At 47.3% G+C, this 19585-nt stretch carries 17 protein-coding genes; 4 read left to right on the top strand and 13 right to left on the bottom strand.

The window, feature by feature from the left end:
* Positions 1-17 precede the first annotated feature (17 nt).
* Positions 18-770, bottom strand: coding sequence for an ABC transporter ATP-binding protein (locus B3D59_RS14375; RefSeq protein WP_286820869.1), 753 nt, complete (start codon positions 768-770; stop codon positions 18-20).
* 2 nt (positions 771-772) lie between these two features.
* Positions 773-1567, bottom strand: a complete 795-nt coding sequence (locus B3D59_RS14370; protein ID WP_286820866.1) for an MlaE family ABC transporter permease — start codon at positions 1565-1567, stop codon at positions 773-775.
* Between the two features lie 171 nt (positions 1568-1738).
* Here B3D59_RS14370 and B3D59_RS14365 point away from each other — a divergent pair, with 171 nt between their 5' ends.
* Positions 1739-5959 carry an acyl-CoA dehydratase activase gene (locus B3D59_RS14365; protein ID WP_286820863.1) on the top strand — a complete coding sequence of 1407 codons (4221 nt, stop codon included), beginning with the start codon at positions 1739-1741 and terminating at the stop codon, positions 5957-5959.
* Here B3D59_RS14365 and B3D59_RS14360 read toward each other — a convergent pair.
* The 3 genes from B3D59_RS14360 to murA are packed head-to-tail and all read right to left on the bottom strand — an operon-like array spanning position 5929 to position 10501.
* Positions 5929-6753 carry a hypothetical protein gene (locus B3D59_RS14360; RefSeq protein WP_286820859.1) on the bottom strand — a complete coding sequence of 275 codons (825 nt, stop codon included), beginning with the start codon at positions 6751-6753 and terminating at the stop codon, positions 5929-5931. The two genes, B3D59_RS14365 and B3D59_RS14360, sit on opposite strands and share 31 nt — an antisense overlap.
* Before the next feature lie 3 nt (positions 6754-6756).
* The gene (locus B3D59_RS14355; protein ID WP_286820949.1) at positions 6757-9183 is read right to left on the bottom strand and encodes a DNA internalization-related competence protein ComEC/Rec2; all 2427 of its coding nucleotides are present in this window, start codon (positions 9181-9183) and stop codon (positions 6757-6759) included.
* A 58-nt stretch (positions 9184-9241) separates the two neighbouring features.
* The gene (gene murA, locus B3D59_RS14350; protein WP_286820857.1) at positions 9242-10501 is read right to left on the bottom strand and encodes a UDP-N-acetylglucosamine 1-carboxyvinyltransferase; all 1260 of its coding nucleotides are present in this window, start codon (positions 10499-10501) and stop codon (positions 9242-9244) included.
* Between the two features lie 174 nt (positions 10502-10675).
* On the opposite strand from murA, the gene B3D59_RS14345 reads away from it, so the two are divergent.
* Both B3D59_RS14345 and B3D59_RS14340 read left to right on the top strand, forming a co-directional pair.
* A complete protein-coding gene (locus B3D59_RS14345; RefSeq protein ID WP_286820846.1) occupies positions 10676-11680 on the top strand; it encodes an NAD-dependent epimerase/dehydratase family protein in 1005 nt (334 codons plus the stop codon).
* Positions 11677-12660: a UDP-N-acetylmuramyl pentapeptide phosphotransferase gene (locus B3D59_RS14340; protein WP_286820841.1), complete on the top strand. Its 984-nt coding sequence runs from the start codon at positions 11677-11679 to the stop codon at positions 12658-12660. Before B3D59_RS14345 ends, B3D59_RS14340 begins: the two co-directional genes overlap by 4 nt.
* 48 nt (positions 12661-12708) lie before the next feature.
* Here B3D59_RS14340 and B3D59_RS14335 read toward each other — a convergent pair whose 3' ends face one another.
* Complete coding sequence (locus tag B3D59_RS14335; RefSeq protein ID WP_286820838.1) at positions 12709-13632, bottom strand: lysophospholipid acyltransferase family protein; 924 nt, start codon at positions 13630-13632, stop codon at positions 12709-12711.
* Between the two features lie 13 nt (positions 13633-13645).
* Positions 13646-14377 carry a glycosyltransferase family 2 protein gene (locus B3D59_RS14330; protein WP_286820834.1) on the bottom strand — a complete coding sequence of 244 codons (732 nt, stop codon included), beginning with the start codon at positions 14375-14377 and terminating at the stop codon, positions 13646-13648.
* A 15-nt stretch (positions 14378-14392) separates the two neighbouring features.
* On the opposite strand from B3D59_RS14330, the gene B3D59_RS14325 reads away from it, so the two are divergent.
* A complete protein-coding gene (locus B3D59_RS14325) occupies positions 14393-14815 on the top strand; it encodes a hypothetical protein (RefSeq protein WP_286820833.1) in 423 nt (140 codons plus the stop codon).
* Here the strand turns inward: B3D59_RS14325 and B3D59_RS14320 are convergent.
* From B3D59_RS14320 to B3D59_RS14295, 6 genes are all read right to left on the bottom strand, one after another.
* Entirely contained in the window at positions 14812-15294 is a 483-nt protein-coding gene (locus tag B3D59_RS14320) for an acyl-CoA thioesterase (RefSeq protein WP_286820831.1), read from the bottom strand. The two genes, B3D59_RS14325 and B3D59_RS14320, sit on opposite strands and share 4 nt — an antisense overlap.
* A 4-nt stretch (positions 15295-15298) precedes the next feature.
* Positions 15299-16552: a beta-ketoacyl-[acyl-carrier-protein] synthase family protein gene (locus tag B3D59_RS14315; RefSeq protein ID WP_286820829.1), complete on the bottom strand. Its 1254-nt coding sequence runs from the start codon at positions 16550-16552 to the stop codon at positions 15299-15301.
* Positions 16553-16582: 30 nt separating this feature from the next.
* Positions 16583-17374: a beta-ketoacyl-[acyl-carrier-protein] synthase family protein gene (locus tag B3D59_RS14310; RefSeq protein WP_286820827.1), complete on the bottom strand. Its 792-nt coding sequence runs from the start codon at positions 17372-17374 to the stop codon at positions 16583-16585.
* Positions 17283-17846 (bottom strand): beta-ketoacyl synthase N-terminal-like domain-containing protein, encoded by a 564-nt coding sequence (locus B3D59_RS14305; protein ID WP_286820820.1) that lies wholly within the window; start codon positions 17844-17846, stop codon positions 17283-17285. The genes B3D59_RS14310 and B3D59_RS14305 overlap by 92 nt, the downstream gene beginning before the upstream one ends.
* Positions 17819-18661: a lysophospholipid acyltransferase family protein gene (locus B3D59_RS14300; RefSeq protein WP_286820818.1), complete on the bottom strand. Its 843-nt coding sequence runs from the start codon at positions 18659-18661 to the stop codon at positions 17819-17821. Before B3D59_RS14300 ends, B3D59_RS14305 begins: the two co-directional genes overlap by 28 nt.
* The coding region (locus tag B3D59_RS14295; RefSeq protein WP_286820814.1) for a beta-ketoacyl-[acyl-carrier-protein] synthase family protein at positions 18661-19585 on the bottom strand (925 nt) is incomplete at its 5' end. The genes B3D59_RS14295 and B3D59_RS14300, both read right to left, overlap by 1 nt.

Genomic DNA, 19585 nt, shown 5'->3' with positions numbered 1-19585 from the left:
CCTTAATTTTTCACTTATCAGGTCTCTTTTCCTGTCTCTTTTCCTGAAATAAATGCCTTGACTGTCTCATTGTCAGTCTGAAAAATCTCGTCACTTTTTCCAAAGTAAATAATTTTACCCTGATCAAGCATGGCCACACGCTGTGATATGGTAAATATCTGCGGGATATCATGGCTGACAATAACAGCGGTAAAGCCGAATTCTCTCTGGTATGTCGAAATCATGGCATGGACGCTGTTTCTTCTCACCGGATCAAGCCCTGACGTAGGCTCGTCAAAAAGCACGGCAACAGGCTCGGTAATCAGGGCCCGGGCAAGGGCCACACGCTTTCTGATCCCTCCGGACAACTGGCCCGGATATTTGTTTTCATGCTTGCTGATCTCCAGGGCCAGCATTTTTTCCTTTACCCGCTGCCGGATCTGATCCATTGGCATCTTTTTTTTCTCGGTTAACGGCAAGGCAATATTTTCCCACACCGTTAAAAAATCAAACAAGGCATTATCCTGGAACATATAGGATATTTGTTTATGAAACCGGTGTGTTTGATTATTGTCCATTTGATTCATGGGCAAACCGTCCACGCAGACCTGACCGGAATCAGCATGTATCAGACCAATAATGTGTTTGATCAAAACAGATTTCCCCGTGCCGCTTTTACCGATTATGCATGTCACCAGACCCTTTTCAATGGTGAGATTGACGCCGTCAAGCACATGGTTGGCTGAAAAACTTTTATGAATATCTATCAGTTCAATGTAAGGCTGACCCATGATTAAACCAGAAAAAAGGTGATGATGTAATCAGAGATTAGAATAAGGACACAGGAATTGACAACCGCATCGGTGGTGGCCAAGGATACACTTTTAGCACCCTGCCCTGCCTGGTCCCCGGAAATATGTGCAAAAAAACCCTTGTAGCAGCACATGGTAGAGACAATCACGCCAAATACCAGGGCTTTGACAAATCCACCGGTGACATCTGCAAGGTCAATGCTTCGGATCACTCTATCCATGTATATATAGCGGTTAACACCCAGCATTACAACGCCTGTAAGGTATCCGCCGAATATGCCTGTAACATCAAAAAGTGCGGTTAAAAGTGGAAAACTGATAATGGACGCTGAAAGACGCGCGGAAAAGGTAAACCGTACCGGATTAATGTCCATGGTTTCAAGGGCGTCGATCTGCTCTGAAATTCGCATGACACCGATTTCTGCAGCCATGGCTGATCCGGCCCGGGCCGTAATCATGATAGCGGAAAGTACCGGCCCAAGCTCACGGATAAGGGTCATGGCTACGGCTGACCCAAGGGTCGCTTCGGAACCGAAATCCACCAGGGTGTAATACCCTTGAAGACCTAGAACCATGCCGGTAAATATTGCCGTCAACACAATGACAAACATCGATTTAGCCCCAATAAACCACACCTGTTCCATGATTTTTGAAATCTGAACAAAAGGCACAAAATTCCGGCAGATACCCTGGAAAAAAAAGATTGATATTCGACCAATGGACCGGATGCCGTCAATGCAGGCGGAGCCTAATTTTTCAATACGCTGTTTGAACATAGTCCATACCTTATAAGCGTTCTTTTTTCAAAAAACAAGCGGTTTGAAGCTGCCCCATACTTGACAAATCTGATTTGGAATCAATCAACCCTGATAAAAAAAATTGACACCTACTCACTATTCTAATACGTATTAGTATAGCTAAAACGAAGTAAGGGAGCATATTAAAGCATGGATAAACCTGCCAAGATCCTTGGCATTGATGCCGGATCCGTATCCGTTCATCTTGCAATTATTGATATAAACGGCAATCTTTTGCATAAAGCATCTGAATACCATCATGGCGATGTCAGGGCATGTCTGACAAAAATGCTGAGCCATAAGGTCCTTTCATCGGTGACCCATGTGGCTAAAACCGCATCCACGCCCACAGATGTCAATGCAGCGCTCTGTGTTGACGAACAGGTGGCTGTCATACGCAGCGCACGTCACATCCATAAAGATTTCAGCGCTATTCTGCATGTGGGCGGGGAAAAATTTTTCCTAAGCCTGTTTGACGGCCACGGCAATTACAGGGGCCAGCGGCAGAATTCAGGGTGTGCAGCAGGTACCGGTGCATTCCTGGACCAGCAGGCCGGACGAATTCACCTGCCGGGATCGGAAAAAATTTCATCCATGGCCCTTGAAAACTGCGGTCGGCGGCCGGACATCGCCACCCGGTGTGCGGTGTTTGCAAAGACAGATCTGATCCATGCCCAACAGCAGGGCTATGATCTTAAACAGATCTGTGACGGACTGTGCTACGGGCTTGCCAGGAACATTGCCGACAGCTTGTTCAAGCAGAATATCCCGGAAAAAGATATTATATTCTGCGGCGGTGTTTCCAAAAACAATGCCGTTAAAAAGCATCTTGAATCCATTATCGGTAAACCCCTTGTCAACGGAGAACATGCCCTGTTTTATGGGGCCATGGGCGCAGCGCTATGTCTTGCTGATGAAATGATAAATACCCATGTACCTGCCAAGTCCTTGAATGATATCAACAAGTTTTTCCTGGACCGAAAAAAAATAAAAGGCATGCTTAATCCGGCGCTTGAGCTTACCCTGTCTGATTATCCTGACTTTTCGTCCGTTGAAACCCTTGATTTTGAATCCGTTGAAATTGAAATTTTCAAACCCATTGATAATGGATCTTCGATTAAAGGTTTTTTAGGGCTTGATGTAGGTTCCACAAGCACGAAAAGTATTATTATTGACCAGGATGGTGAGCCTATAGCCGGATTTTACACCCAGACCGCGTCAAGGCCGGTGGAAGCTCTCCAGCGCATATTTAAAGCCTGTGACCATCTCATGGCTGAAAAAAAGGTGGTGTTCAAAATCCAGGGGTGCGGAACCACAGGTTCCGGCCGACGCATTTCCGGTAAAATCATTGGTGCGGACTTAGAACCCGATGAGATCACGGCCCACGCCACCGCAGCCGTGAATCTTCACCCGGATGTGGATACCATCATTGAAATCGGAGGCCAAGACGCCAAATTTACCATCGTTAAAAACGGCCAGGTCACTTCATCGGTCATGAATGCGGTATGTGCCGCAGGTACCGGCAGCTTTATTGAAGAACAGGCCATGCGCCTTAACTGCCCGCTATCCGAGTACTCCCAGAGAGCACAGGGCATTGCGGCACCGGTATCCAGTGACCGGTGCACTGTTTTCATGGAAAGGGATATCAATTATTTTTTTGCCGAGGGGTATGGGAAAAACGAAATTTTGGCATCGGTGCTGCACTCGGTACGCGACAATTACCTGACCAAGGTCGCCAATATTGCTCAAATCGGTGACCGGGTCGTGTTCCAGGGGGCCACTGCCAGAAACCGGACCCTTGTGGCAGCCTTTGAGCAAAAATTGAATAAACCGATCCATGTATCCCGGTACTGCCACCTCACCGGTGCCCTTGGCATCGCCCTGATGGCCAGGCAGATGAAGGAAAAAGGCGAGCTGCCTGAATCTGGCTTTAGGGGTTTTCACCTATGGAAAGAAAGCATTCCAGTACGTCAGGAGGTTTGCCGACTTTGCACCAACCATTGCAAGATCACCATTGCCGAAGTAGAAGGAGAGGCCCTTGCCTATGGATTTCTGTGCGGCAGGGATTACCATACAAAAAAACGGGTTAACCCGTCAGGTCTTTATGATCTTTTAGGGCTTAGAAAAGAGGTCCGGCACAGGACCCTTCCCGAACAAGGCGTATTAAAAAATAATGGGAAAAAAATAACCATAGGCCTTCCCAATGCCCTTCACATGACCCATGATCTTGATTTCTGGCAGATTTTTTTCAAGGAAATTGGATTGTCTGTGGTGACCAGCTGCAAGTGCACCGACCCTGTCAAACAAGGCAAACAGATTGCCGGGGCCGAATTCTGCGCACCTGTTCTTGCGCTGCACGGACATATACGTTTTCTTGAGGATAAATGTGATTATATTTTTCTGCCCTTTTATTTTGAAGACAAAACCAATGAAAAAGGATTGCGTCGTCACCACTGTTACTATACCCAGTTTGCACCGGCAGTACTGAGCGCCCTGACAAATGAGGGAAAAATACTGTCTCCCATAGTCAGATATCTGTATACAAACTTTCATACAAAAATGCAGCTATATGACACATTTAAGAAAATCGGGGCAAATATCTCCTTTTTTGACATATCATCTGCCTGGGATCGGGCGTTATCTGCCCAAAAAAACATGGAGCGAGCACTTGCCGGACTGTGGCGGTCCCAGGGATCGACCGGCCGAGCCGACGTGCTGCTACTCGGTCGCCCGTATACGGTTTTATCCTCTTCCATGAACAATAATATTCCAGGCATTTTTGCCAATTTAGGCATTAAAACATTTTTCAATGACATGATTGATCTGGAAGGCATTGATTATTCACCCATTGAACCCTTGCTTAAGCAAATCCACTGGAAACATGCGGCGAAAAATTTACAAGCAGCATATGTTGCCGCCACAACCCCCAATCTGTATCCGGTCTACATTTCATCTTTCAGATGTGCGCCGGATGCTTTTGCCGTGGATTACTTTAAAGAGATCATGGGATCGGTAAACAAACCCTATCTGGTGCTGGAACTGGATGAACATGACTCCAGTGTGGGATATGAAACCCGTATTGAAGCGGCTGTCAGGGCGTTTGAAAATCACAGGCGGCAGGATCAGGCGCCTCAAACCACTGATGCGTCTTTATTTACACCGAAATTTGATAAAAGTATTGAAGAGAAAACGGTCATTTTCCCCAACTGGGATGCCATCTCTGGTCACCTCATTGTCAATATCATTAAAAATGAGGGGTACAACGCCATATTGATGGAAGAGAACCAGGAGACCCTTAAAAAAGCCCTTTTAACAAATACCGGACAGTGCCTGCCCTTAAATGCCGTGGCAGCGGGATTTATCCATACCGTTGAAAAAAACGGGCTCTCCCCCGAAAACACGGTTTTATGGCTTAATCAGTCCGATATAGCCTGCAATATAAAAATGTACCCGTACCATATCCAAAAAATTTTGACTCGCCATGGAAAAGGTTTTGAAAAAGCCAGGGTCTATTTAGGGGATCTCTCTCTTTTTGATTTGGGGTTTAAGGCGTCCACCAACACCTATTTTGCATATATGTTTGGCGGACTTTTCAGGAGCATCGGCTGCAAGATTCGTCCATATGAAATAAACAAGGGACAGACCAATGAGGCGTTGCACACTGCAGGTGCCATCATGGGCACGGCATTTCTCACGGGCGGATCAAAGGAAAAAGCCCTTAAGGAGATTATGTCTGTCTTTGAACAGATCCCGGTAAAAAAAGAAACACGGCCCAAGGTGGGAATCTTCGGGGATCTGTATGTCAGGGACAACCGGATAATGAACCAGAATCTGATCCAGTTCATTGAGGACAATGGCGGAGAAGTGGTAACCACGCCTTATTATCAGTATCTTCAGATCATCGCCAATGCCTATTTCAAAAAATGGTTCAAGGAAGGCAAATACTTAAGCCTGATTTCAAACAAAGCGCTTCTAACAGCCGTAAAAACAATGGAAAAAAAATATTATCCATTTTTTGCGCCGTTTTTCAATGAAACGGAACTCAAGGTAAACGCATCCTATGAACATATCCTTGAAACCTACGGCATGCTGCCGGAACATACCGGAGAGTCCATGGATAACTTGCTCAAGATCCACTATATTGTCAATGAACATCCGGATATAGCCCTTCTGGTTGCCGTCAACCCGACATTTTGCTGTCCGGGTCTTCTCACCGAGGCCATGGCCTCACAGATTGAAAAAAACGTCGGGGTTCCGATTGTCAATATTACCTATGATCTGTCCGGAGGCAACAAGAACACGGTGGTGGTGCCTTTCCTGAAATATTTGGGAACATCCCCCTATTCCCAGAGCCGGAAAGCTTTTGTCTGACGTTCGGTCGGCAGATAGGCCTTGGTTTCAGGGTGTCTTTTTATAAAGTCATTCTGGAATTCAATGCGTTTGACGTTAAACCGATTGTGGGAGTCAACAGCCCTGCGGTAACGCAGATAATATTCATCATAATTTTTTAGATGGATTGTACTTTCCGCCTTGGTTATGGCGTCAAAATTCCGGTAACAGAAGCGCAGCAGGGTTTCAAAATTATCCAGATAGTTTTCAAGGCTTTCAAGGTGCGCAATCACGATGCGGTTGTTGTAAAATCTTTTGATTTCATACACCCATTGCAGATCCTTTTGGGTGAAGAAATCCCTATAACTCCCCACAAATTCAACCATTTGCTTAATTGCGGCCTGATTATCAAGCATGATCTGGCGAAGTTGACCTATAAATACAATGGTCTGCTCAAGTTTATCTAGGTTTGACTGAACCTTGGACTGCTGCTCAAGTTCAATTAAAGCGTTGTCCAGGTTCTGGGTAGTCTGTTGGAGGATTTCACTGTAACGGATAAGCTGCCGGGTAACAGGCGGCAAGGAATCATATTTATATGTTGCCTTCATTCTGGAATAGATAAAAATTTCGCCGACAGTTACAATGGAGAAGCAGACTATGAAAATCAAAAACAAAATCAAACGATTACCTTTTCCGGATTTAAATATGAAATACGGGGTGGTTACAGGCGCTGCAAAGACAATGGCAGCCCACCATTTAGGAAGGCTTTGACGCTTGCATTCTAAGAACATCAGACCGGATAAAATAAAAATAAAAGAAAAATAAATATAGTACACGCGTTAAAATTTCCTATGGGTTTTAATTGTATAACCAATACCATCAGACTGCAGTGTAACAGCGCCCATCAGATCCGTTCGAAAAATTGAGATCCTGTTTTGCAGATACCGCTGGAAAACCCTCCGGCAGGGGAACTTATGTCTGTTCATATAACCGCATGATATTATAACTCCTGACGGGCTGACTTGATCAAGAAAAAGTTCACTTGAACTGGAACAACTGCCATGGTGGGGGGACATAAGAATATCTGATTTAAGACTAAAATTTTCTGCATGTACAAGTTCCCTTTCTCTTTTTTCTTCAATATCGCCTGGAAAGAGCATGGAAAAGGATAAAAAATCAAGTCGGGTAACAAGACTGTTGTTATTAACGTTATCAGATAACTGCAGACTTTTTCCCCCAAGAATACTTATTTTAACCTGATCCCACGAAAACCGCCAGGGGTTAGGACCTGGGACATGAATTTTAATATCTTTTTTTTCAGCGATATCCATCAGATTTTTAAAAAAAACAGATGAGACCATCTCATGATTGTTTATCCATTGTCTGACCCCAAAGTTTTCAAAAATAAAACAAAGGCCATTCATGTGATCACTGTCCGGATGTGTCAGAATAACGGCATCAAGAGATAAAATCCAGTTCTTCCATAAAAAGGGGCCCACAATATACCGGCCGGTGTCAAAACTGGAACCTGAGCCAAATCCGCCGGCATCAATGAGCAGGGTTTTTCCGTCAGGCGTAATGATAACAGAGGCATTCCCCTGCCCGACATCCAGGGTGTGCACCACAAGTTTTCCCGGATAAAATCTTTTCAACATCCCCTGGCCTGTCGATACCATACCGGCCGCAGTCAGAAGAAAGGTCAGGTATATGGCACCCTTGTTCTTTTCCATGATTGCAAATCCAAGGCAAAGTATCAGTGCATAATATATTATAATTTCAATTGGCCGTGGTGTGATGACCCTGGCCCAGGTCCAGTCGAAACCGGCAATCCAATGAATACCCTGAAGACAATATGAAAGAATGTGGATATCTAAAGTTAAAAAAAGGTGGGAGAGGCCAGGCAAAAAATCCATAAACATCAGGCCTGCCAATCCCAGGGGAAGCCCTAAAAAACCGATGACAGGAATCATGACAAAGTTGGTCCCCACCTGGACCGTGGGAAATATATTAAAATAAAACGCTGTCACAGGGGCTGCGCCGATTCCTGCAAACACGGTTGTCAAAATCATTGAACAAATTCTTTTAATCCATTTATTCTCGGGTATGACCAAAGTCCGTCCAAGGAACATAAAGCCCGAGATAATAAAAAAAACACAAACAAATGAGAGCTGAAAAGAGATGGAAAACAAGGCCCCGGGATCAATAAAAAGAATTAGACTTGCGGCAAAGTAAAGGGTGTTTAAAGAATCTTTTTCCTTTTCAATGAGAAAAGAGGTTAAAAAGACCGCTGTCATGATCAACGCTCTTTGGGTCGATGGTGAGAACCCGGCAAAAAAAGCATAGGCCGTCAAAGGCAAGAGCGTGAGAATGCCTGCTGCTTTTTTTGCCTGGCCTGTTATGACAAGAGACGAGTGCTGATTTAATATAAATATAAAAACAGAAAAAAAACCAACTCCGACAAGAGACATGTGCAAACCCGAGACAGCTAAAATATGAGAAAGACCTGCTTTGGAAAAATTATCACGGGTTTTTTCATGAATCATCTCTTTTTGCCCTGTAACCAGTGCTGTAAGCACAGCCCCGGCCTGGTTGGAGAAAAAATCAGGCTGCCTCTCATCTGTGTTTTGGACGGCTTTTGCAACATTGCTGGAAAAGCGTTCCCGGGTCCTTTGCAGAAATCGCATGCCCCGGGCAAATGAACTGCCGTCAACCCTGCCTGTATGTAAAATGGTGTCCGAATTTGCGTAAATGCTGCCGGTGATACCTTCAAGACGCATCCGAAATTGATGATCATACCCCCCGGGGTTGGAAAAATTTCGTATGGCTCTAATTTTTGACTTAACGACAATATGTTCCCCAAAGCGCAAGGATGATACAGGTTGTTTTAAAGGATCATGATATATGGTTAAAATCAATTTTCCAACAGCGGTATCCCCACCGATGTTGGTACAATTTATGGTGTATCTGGTTTTATTTGGATCTGTTTTAGGAAGAGAATTAATTATACCTGAAATCCGGTAAGTTTCACCATTGCAAAACCTGATGACATGTTGATCAGAATAATCTGGAGCGCAGATGCCTGCCATGCGCAATGCAGTCAAGCTAAAAACTACAAGGCATGATAGAAAAATAAATTTATCAGGCTTGAAAAGAATAAAGATAGTTGCGGCAGGCAGACACACCGTAATAAAATATATCCAGGGTGCAACCGGTGCCCAACTACCTGCTATGGCACCGGTTGCAAAGGAGAGGAAAATAAAGAGCATTGGCGCAAGGGTTAGCTTATGCCTTATGTCCACTTATGCCCTCCTTGGATGGGAGTTGTCAGGATGAAATTCTTTTAATATCTGCGCCCAGACCTTCAAATTTCTTTTCAATGGTCTCATAACCCCGGTCCATATGATAAACACGACTGATAACAGTGGTTCCTTGGGCAATTAAGGCTGCAATCACAAGGGAGGCACTGGCACGAAGGTCCGATGCCATTACAGGCGCACCCTGAAGATGAGACACGCCCCGGACGTTGGCGATATTCCCGCCGGAAATTTTAATATCGGCACCCATGCGCAGCAGTTCGTTTGCGTGGATAAATCGGTTTTCAAAAATGGATTCATGAATCACGCTGTTCCCCTTGCCAATAGTCATCAGCGCCATGAACTGGGCCTGCATATCAGTGGGAAATCCCGGGTAAGGCAGGGTTTTTATGTCAATATTTTTGATAATTTCACTGCCTTTAATATGTATGCTGTCCTCAAAGGCGTCAACAATTGCCCCTGTGGCCCTAAGTTTATTGATAACGCCGCCTAAATGATCAGGTATACAGTCTCGGATAAGCACATCTCCCATAGTCGCTGCGGCAGCCACCATAAAAGTGCCGGTTTCGATCCGGTCCGGTATTACACGACAGTTCGCACCATGAAGGCCGCTGACCCCTTCAATGGTGATAATGGGGGTACCGGCACCAGTGATGTTTGCCCCCATCCGATTTAATGCGTCTGCCAGACATACAATTTCAGGCTCCCTTGCCGCATTCCTCAGTTTGGTTTGTCCCTTGGCTAAAACGGCGGCCATCATAAGATTTTCCGTACCGGTCACCGTGGGGATGTCAAAATAGATTTCATTTCCGGTAAGCCCCCCTTTAGCCGTTGCTTCAATGTATCCGCCGGCAATTGAGATGGTGGCACCTAACGCCTCAAGACCGGAAAGATGCATATTCACAGGACGGGCGCCAATGGCACACCCTCCGGGCATGGAAACCTTGGCCCGGCCGAACCTTGCCACAAGTGGGCCTAATACCAGAATAGAGGCTCGCATCTTTCTGACCAGTTCATACTCAGCCTCTATTTTATCGATTCCGGACGCATTAACAGTAAATGTATGACCCTCAAACTCACATAACGCCCCAAGATCTTCAAGAAGCATCTGTATTGAGGAGATGTCCATTAGCCGGGGTACATTTTCAAACGTGGAGACCCCATCCACGAGAATACTTGATGCAATAAGTGGAAGCGCAGCATTTTTGGCGCCGCTGATCAAGACCTCACCTTTTAGCTGCCGGCCTCCGTTGATTTGTATTTTATCCATTAAATAATTTCATTCCTGACTTGAAAGGAGGATTAATCATTGAAAAAACGCTGACAATAATCCATATTACCATCTTAACTATTTATAAATATTGGCGTCTTTTAGCATATAATATTAAGTTTTAAAACATGTTTTAAGGATGTAGTTTTTTTTAAGGATTCTGACTTTAAAATTATGCAAAACAGATATAGCGGTTCCGCGATAAAAACCGTACTTGTTACAGGGGCAACAGGTTTTCTTGGCTGGATGATCTCAAAGAATTTATGCCGATATGGTTATCAAGTTATTGGCACCGGCCGCTCGGAAAACCAGGCGCACAAGGGCGTAAAAAATTTTGAATACATCAAAGCCGATATTTCAGATACAACAACGCTGGATAAGATCTGTCATGACAAGCAACCGGATGTGATTGTTCACTGTGCAGGAATTGCTCACCAAAAGATGTTTCGTCCCCTGCCGGATACCTTGTATGACAAAATTAATTATCATGCCGCAGTGAATCTTGCCCAAATCGGCGGAAAAACCAATCCAAACCTTTATTTTATTTTTTTGTCTTCAATCTGTGTATATGGTGAAAATGGCGATATTAATGTTGATGAAACCGATCAATGCAATCCGACCAGTGCGTATGCAAAAAGCAAACTGAAAGCGGAAATCAGACTTAACGCCTTATTTGAAACCGGATCTATCAGAAAACTGGATATTCTCAGATTAGCTCCGGTTTATGAAACTGACCTGCGCATAAATTTAGAAAAACGGATCTGTGCACCTGGAAAATTGTTTTATTTTAAATATGGCTCGGGCCAACAAAAACTTTCTGTTCTTGCGCGAAAAAACTTGGTTGATTTTATCCAATACCGTATTTCGGTTGACAATGCAACGCGTACCTGCAGTATTATGAATATCTCTGATCCTGAACCCTGCTCTTTTAATGAGATGATCCGCCTTATGAACTTCGAACCAACTGGTCACAAAAAGCCCGTGTTTACAATCCCATTACAATCAATTAATATAGCAAGCCAAATAGCACAGTTTTGTTTTCCCACTAAAAAACAATTCATCTCTTCCTGCCACCATAAACTTGTCCGGGACATAGTAATCAACAATCAACGCATGTTGGAATCAGGATTCAAGCCCAAATACACAATAGCAAACATATTGCAAAAAAAACACGAATGAAAGAAATTATATTACTATTTTTATGCTTTTTTTTAGGCATTGCAGGCGCGTGGACGCTTATCCGGCTTGGGGAACAAATCGGCATGACGGATCTTCCGAACGAAAGAAGTTCCCATAACAAAAAAGTCTGTAAAGGAGGCGGCATCGGCCTTCTTTTCGCGATTATGATTGCGTCATTTTTTCTAAAAATAACTCATTTTTTATGGCTACCAGCCCTGGGGATTTCCCTTGCAAGCCTATGGGGTGGAGATCGCTACAAACTCACTGTAAAACAGCGGTTATTTGTTCATTTTGGTTGCGGCATATACTTTCTTTTATTTTTATCTGAAACCATAAAAATTGGGGGCGGTTTTTATTTGCTGAGTATTCCTATGGCCCTCCTATTTATTGTAGGTACTTCAAATTTTTACAATTTTATGGACGGAATTGATGGAATTGCGGGAATAACGGCTCTTATTGGTTTTCTTTTGCTGGCAAATTACGGCATACGTATCCATGCGGCCCCCAATTATATTACCTTTTGTGTTTGTATCTGCGCTTCTTGCATCGGGTTTCTTTTTTTTAATTTTCCAAGGGCAAAAGTCTTTTTAGGAGATGTCGGCAGCATTTTAATAGGGTTTGTTTTTTCCTGTTTGACCATTGTACTGGCCAATTCCGCAATGGATTTTTTAATTATGGCTGGATTTATATTTCCATTTTATATTGATGAGATATCTACGATGGTGATCCGCATAAAAGATAGAGAGTCTCTTATTATTGCTCATCGACGACATTTATATCAATTACTGGTTAATGAAATGGGAACCCCTCATTGGATTGTTTCAGTAGGATATGGAATTTTCCAAGCCATTGTCGGCTTGTCACTCATGACGGTTAAACCCTTGGGAGTATCGGCTATACTTTCAACCTACTGCATATATTCAATGTTATTTATAGCAATATCTTTGTTGGTCCGTTCTAAGGCTCACGCCTATAAATGACGTAAGAATAAGGTTGGTTTCTATCCCTGCCGCTCTCCCGGAGAGAATTTACTGAATTTTTATTTTTACATTGCCCTGATGGTACTGCCCACTATGATCCACAAGAAACGGATCAAAATGGTACCATTCATAGGGATGTTCACGCAGGGTCTTTTCCAGCATGCCGGCATAAACCCGGGCCGATTCCGCAACAGCACAACTGCGTTCTTCCCGTGATGGGCAGGCAATACGGATGGGATCGGATAAGATAAACCCATAGGTGCCGGGAGCGGTGCGAAAGGTAAAAAAAACAAACAAAGGGGCTTTGGAGACCAGGGCAAAGACATGGGGGAACTCAGGAATCCGTGCGGTTTTTCCTAAAAATGGAACACTGACCGATCTTTGATCCGGGTGCCACAGCTTATCCCCGGTCAAAGAGACCACCCCGCCGGATTTTAGAAAACGGATACCCTCTACAACATCAAGGGGAGAGCCCCCGGAGGGTTCAACAGCAACAATGCGGATGCCTTTGTCATTGAGTTCCTGTTTCTGGACAGATTCAATCTGTTCTTTGGCCTTGGACCCCATATAAAGGAGCAGCTTGAGATCCTTTCGCTTTTTTGCCATAAGGCTTGCGGCCACATCCCAATTGCCCATGTGTGACATGAGGACTATAGCGCCGCGCCCATTGTCCAGTGCTTCTTCAAACCCCTGCCAGCCCGTGGAGGTAAAACGGATATTGTCCTGCTCTCCGGGCCTGATGCGGTCCATAAAGACAGTGGTAAAATTCTGGTATTGGCGCCAGACGCATTGCCAATGAAACAGACGGCCTTTGCCGGGAAAAAGAGCGCTGTAAAACCCGGCACTCACCCCAGCCCTGCCCGGAAAAATGAAAAAATAACCCGCCGCAATGATCCGGGAGACCAGAGTAAAAATCCAGGGACCCAACCAGCGTGATAATACAATGAGCACTTTATAGGTCAAAGCCTTCACAAAAAAGACCCCTCTAAACCAAACCAATGATACGCCGGAAGACCAACCGGCTGAATGTGGCACTGTTGCGTAAAAAATCAATAAAGGGATGAAAATGGGACACCCTGTCCGCAGGATATGCGACACGGATGGGCACTTCAATAACGGCAATTTTATTTCTGTGGGCCTTAACCAGCACCTCCACTTCAAATTGATATCGCCTGGATCGGGTTTTCAGGTTCAGGGTTTCCGACAGCGGGTAGATGCGGAACCCACTCTGGGAATCCCGGATCCCGGGACCGCCCGATGCCGTGATCCACAGGTTTGAAAACCGTCTGCCCATACGGCTTGTCCATGGGACAGACGCATTCTCCATCTGTTTTCGATACCCAATGATCAATGCTTTTTTTCCCTTTGGGACTGCAGCAATCATGGCCAGGGCATCCTTGGGAAAATGCTGGCCGTCAGCATCCATGGTTATGGCAAACTCAGCCATTTCAGCCGCAACCCGGAATCCGGTCATCAGGGCGGCGCCCTTGCCAAGATTGTGTTCATGGGTAATCACACGGATTCCCGGGATCCCTTGAAGCCGTTTCGGGGTGATGTCCGTGGAGCCGTCATCCACAACAATAACCGGGAATCCAAGCTTCACCGCCTCAAGCACCACCGCTTTGACTTTTACGCCATGGTTATACACAGGGATCACCACGGCAAAACGGCGCTCCAGAGTTTCCCGGCACCCATTTATCCTGGCTTTGGCATCCACGTATTTCCTCCTTGTGTGGATAATTTAGATCAAAGTAAAAAATTTAATTTTACCGTAACCCCAATTATCGGGTATAAATCGGTCATGGTGACCCTGCTCAATAAAATTTCCAACACCCCTTTTGTCCGCAATGCCATTGAAGACAAAGCAGATTTAAGTGCTTTTCGTGAAAAGCCCTCTTTTAGAGTACTGGGCGGTGTCTCTGCCATTGCCTTCAGTTATGTTTTAGGCTGGCCCATGGTCGGTCTGATGGGCATTATCTCTCTGAAAACAGGAAATCCCTGGTTCGCCGTTATCGGCGGTCCCGCATTTTATGGTCTTTCCCACCTGGTTTTCATGGCCGGCATGGTCCTTTCCGGGGCCGAATACTCCCTGATTTTCCTTCGCTGGCTGACAAGAGTCACCATGGAGTCACTCATTGAGAGGTTCGGTACTTAGGATTTCGGAAACTGTGTCCATACCCGGACTGTTTTCTCATCCACGCCAACGGGTATGCCCTGGGCATTGGTGGCGCAATGACGGGTATAGCCCTTGCAGATCATCTGGTCATAGGTATGGCTTGTGATCACATAATCAAACTGAAGCTTAACCCGTTCCAAGCCGGCAGGCCGGGTATGGATCCACATCAGGTCATCATAAAACAGCGGCGCAAAATAGTTCAGCTTGGTCTCAATGATGGGATAGACAAACCCGCTCTCTTCAATCTCCCGGTAGGGGTAGGCGATATCCCGCATTAAAGCGGCCCTGCCCTGCTCAAAGAACTTTAAATAATTGGCATGGTAAACCACCCGGGAGCGGTCCGTGTCTGCATAAAGGGTTCTATGACTGGTTCTGTGCCAGAAAAGACCTGTGGTCAGATCCTTTACATAGGGCGTATTTTCATCTGTAATTTCAGGTTTAAACGGTTTGGGTTTCATACTCTTATACCCCTTTGAATACGATGCAGCAATTGGTTCCGCCAAACCCGTAGGCATTGGACAAAAGGAAAGAGTGCGGGTGAGCCCTGAAGGTATCCGGCACAACATCCAGATCGTCAAAATCAGGGGTCGGACAATGGTTGATGGTGGGAAGCACCATCCCCATCTGCATGGCTTCAATGCTCAATGCAGCCTCAATGGCGGCTGCCGCCCCCAGGGTGTGACCGATCTGGGACTTGTTGGATGATACGGGAATCTGCCCTAAATGGTGCCCGAATACCTGCCTTAAACAGTCAGCCTCTGACAGGTCCCCCTTAAACGTGGAGGTGCCGTGGGCATTGATGTACTGGATATCTTGGGGTGCAATTTGCGCATCCTCAATGGCCTGGTGCATGGCCCGGACAATGGTCTCAACATTGGGACTGGTAAAATGAAAAGCATCCGAGGTCCAGCCCACACCGGCCACTTCGGCCCGGAGTTTAAGACCGTGGGCTTTTGCGACCTCTTCTGCGGCCAGCACCAGCACGCCACACCCTTCGGAGAGCACCATGCCCTTGCGGTCGCAGCTGAACGGACGGCTGGCCTGGCCGGGGTCATCATAGGCCCGGTCCTCGGGAGTGATTTTTATGGTGGCCCCCATATTGGCAAAACCCTGAATGATTTCCGGTACCAGAGGCGTGTCCACGCCGCCTGCCAGCACAACGTCCACATCACCGTCCCGGATCATCCTGGCCCCCATGCCGATGGCATGGTTGCCCGAGGCACACGCCCCCTGGGGGGAGAACAACGGCCCTGTAAAGCCTAAATCAATACCGGCCTTGCTTGCCGGCATATTTCCGCACAGGTTGGGCAAAAGATAGGGGCTGACCCGCAAAGGACCTGCATTGGCATATTTCTCCGAGGCAATCCTGAAGGCATCCATACCGTTCAGGGCGGAGCCGATCAGACAGGCGGTCCGCCGGCCGATATCGGGTTCCATGACAAGACCTGCATGAGATAGCGCCTCCCGGCACACGGCCACGGTCAACAGCACAAACGCCGCATTCCAGTTATGGGCCTCTTTTTTTTCAAACATCCCGCTTGCCACCGGATCCCAATCCGGGATTTCTCCGACCACATTGCTCAGGGTTTTCACCTCACACCGGGTAATCCTTCTAAACCCTGCTTTACCGGCCACAGCATTTTCAAAGGTCAGATCAAAGGTTGCCCCCAACGGGGTGGCCGCCCCGTACCCCAGGACAAAAACCCGCCTGTTCATTGGTGCTTTCATGGTCTTATCTCTATTCTTTCAGCATTTTTGCAGTACAATGCAGGCATTGCAGCCTCCAAATCCAAATGCATTTTTCAACACATACGCCTGGTCCAGGCATCTTGCATTGTCTCTCACACAGTCAAACGCCATGTCAGGATCAGGGTCATAATTAATGGTGGGAGGGATTTTCCCGTCAATCATCCCCTGGACGCCAAAAATGGTCTCAATGGCGCTGGATGCGCCCATGGCGTGGCCCATCATGGATTTATTGGCTGTCACCGGCGGAATCTTTTTGCCGAATACGGCACAAAGCGCATCATACTCCACCTTGTCTCCCACCTGGGTCGAGGTGGCGTGGGCATTGATACTGGAAACCGCACTGGGAGCAATCCCGGCATGAGCAAGGCTTAACTCCATGCACCGTGTTACCGTAGGCAGGTGGGGGGCCACCACATGGTGGGCATCCGAGGTCATGCCCCACCCGGCAAGGGCCACCTGATACCTCAAGCCCCAGCTTTGGGCAAACTCCCGGGCAGCCAGGATCACGGCGCCGGCACCTTCGGAGACCACGAATCCCCGTCTGTTCCGGGAAAAAGGACGGCTCGCCGCCTGGGCCGGGACATTTTCCCCGGGCTTTGGATAAAAGGTACCGTTCATGGTAGCAAACCCGGCAATAATGGCAGGCACAAGGGCAAAATCGACCGCACCGCAGATGGCCACATCGCACAGGCCCTGCTCAATGAACATGGCACCGATGATCATGGAGGTGGACCCTGTGGCACAGGCCGAGATGGTTGCGGTGATGGGGCCGGTGGCGCCGGTGAGCATGGAAACCTTGCCGCCCACCATGTTGATGCANNATATTGATGCAGGCATTGGGATTGGTAAAGGGCTTGGGCAGCCGGTTCTCCTTCACCAGTCTTCGGTCCGCCTCCAGCGCGGCATCCAACCCGCCCAGGGCGGAACTGTAGGTGATGGCGGTTCTGGGGGCAATGTCAGGGGTGATCTCAATCCCGCTTCGCTCAATGGCCCGGGATGTGGTCAGCATGGCATGCTTGAAAATGGGCGACGTCCACTTGGCGCGTTCCCTGGGTTTTAGAAAAGGATAGTCCAGATCGTCGATACTCTCCACTTCGCCTGCAATACGCACCGGAAAGTTGTCATCCATGGGAAACCGGGTCAGCGGACCAATACCGCTGTCTCCTCTCAGCGCCTTTTCCCAGGCATCAGGAAACCGCGTTCCCAGGGCGCAAACCGCGTCATATCCCAAAATTACGGCCTGTCTGTGTGATGATCCCAAGGAGATGTCCTTTGTTTTTTACTTAAAATCCTTGCGGCCTGTTCCATGAGCCCTGCTGTAGAAACCTTTTCTTTATCATAATCCGGCTGAATCGTACCGGCAAGTTCAACGCTGATGCTCCCGGAAAAACCGGTATGAAATAAAAACCGCCCGGGTGTAAACAGTTTGTCGGTATTGCGAATTACCAGCACACTTATGGGTACTCTGCAAAGCCTTGCCATTTTAAACACACCGCTGTGAAATGCCAGATTCCCCTCTCCGGAGTTGCGGTTCCGGGTGCCTTCGGGAAACACAAAAAGAGTGCCGCCCTTTTCAAGAAAGGAGGCAAGGTTTGTGGTCTGCCGCACCATCAGGCTGGACAGCCGCCCCGTGGGCATGGACGGGATATACCCTGCCGCCCTTAATACCCAGCCAAACACCGGCACCTTGAAAAAGGTGCTCTTGACAATGGTTTTATGACGCCTGAACAAAGCGATCATCATCAACGGATCCAGATAGGAGACATGGTTGGCCACAATGATGCAGTTTTCAAGATTTTTGACCTCCGGGGCAATATGCAGGCCAACGCCCGGCATAAGCATACGCACCAGAAGAAAAAAACCTCTGTAAAACAGAGAATTAAGACATTGGATAGCCGATTCACGCATGGGCGGGCAAAAAAAGACGATCAGGTAAAACGGGGAGAAAAGCAGAAGAAATCCAAAAATAAAATAGCCCCAGAGCAGCAGCGTAATGATCAGATCCCGGGTAAAAGAGAAAAAAGTGAACCCCCTGGTTTCCGTTGCATTCACGGCGTTTGAAGATTGAGGGTTCATCAGTTGAATTTTCTCAATATTAAGGCAGTATTCACCCCGCCAAAGGCAAAGTTCTGAACCGACGCCGTATGGATCTTCTCCTCCAGCAACTGCCTTGTATGGTTGATCATGGCACAGGATTCATCCACGGTGTCAAGATTGAGGGTGGCCGGGATAAATCCGTGCTTCATCATCATCAGGGTAATGATGGTCTCAATGGCCCCGCAGGCGGCAATGGTATGGCCCATGTAGCTTTTCAGGGCCGTCACCCGGGTTTTTTCTCCATACACATTATGGATGGCTTTTGCCTCAATGGTGTCACCCTGGCGGGTGGCTGTGGCATGGGCGCTGATGAAATCCACATCCCGGCCGGCGATTTGCGCATCAGCCAGGGCCAGGGTCAGCGTCTGGGTGATCCCACCCAGGTTGGGCAGAATCATGTCCCCCCCGTTGTTGTTGGAGGCAAACCCCACAACTTCACCCAGAATGGTTGCGCCGCGACGTTTCGCGTGATCCAGGGACTCCAGCACAAGGGCGCCGGCGCCTTCTCCAACCACCAGACCGTCGCGCAGGCTGTCAAAGGGACGCGGAGTGAGGTGGGGGGTGTCGTTGAACCGGGTGGAACAGGCCCGAAGATTATCAAAAACAGCCACGGTTGAGGTGTCATACTCGTCGGCACCGCCGCACACCATGGCCTCCTGCATGCCGAAGCGGATGGTTTCGTATCCGAAACCAATGGACTGGCTACTGGTGGTGCATGCTGTACAGGGACTGATGACCCGGCCTGATATGCCGAACATTTTTGTGATATTAACGGCCGTGGTGTGGGCCATGGATTTTAAAAAATCGGCCGCATTGATGCCTGGATCACCCTCTTTACGGCCCTTAAAATAGGTTTTCATGATCTCGCGCTGGACAAACGGGCTGCCGTGGATGGAGCCGAAA

The sequence above is a fragment of the Desulfobacter sp. UBA2225 genome, from assembly GCF_002348205.1.
GTDB lineage: Bacteria > Desulfobacterota > Desulfobacteria > Desulfobacterales > Desulfobacteraceae > Desulfobacter > Desulfobacter postgatei.
The sequence above is the reverse complement of the archived record's forward strand: the minus strand, read 5'-3'. Positions and strand labels throughout refer to the sequence as shown.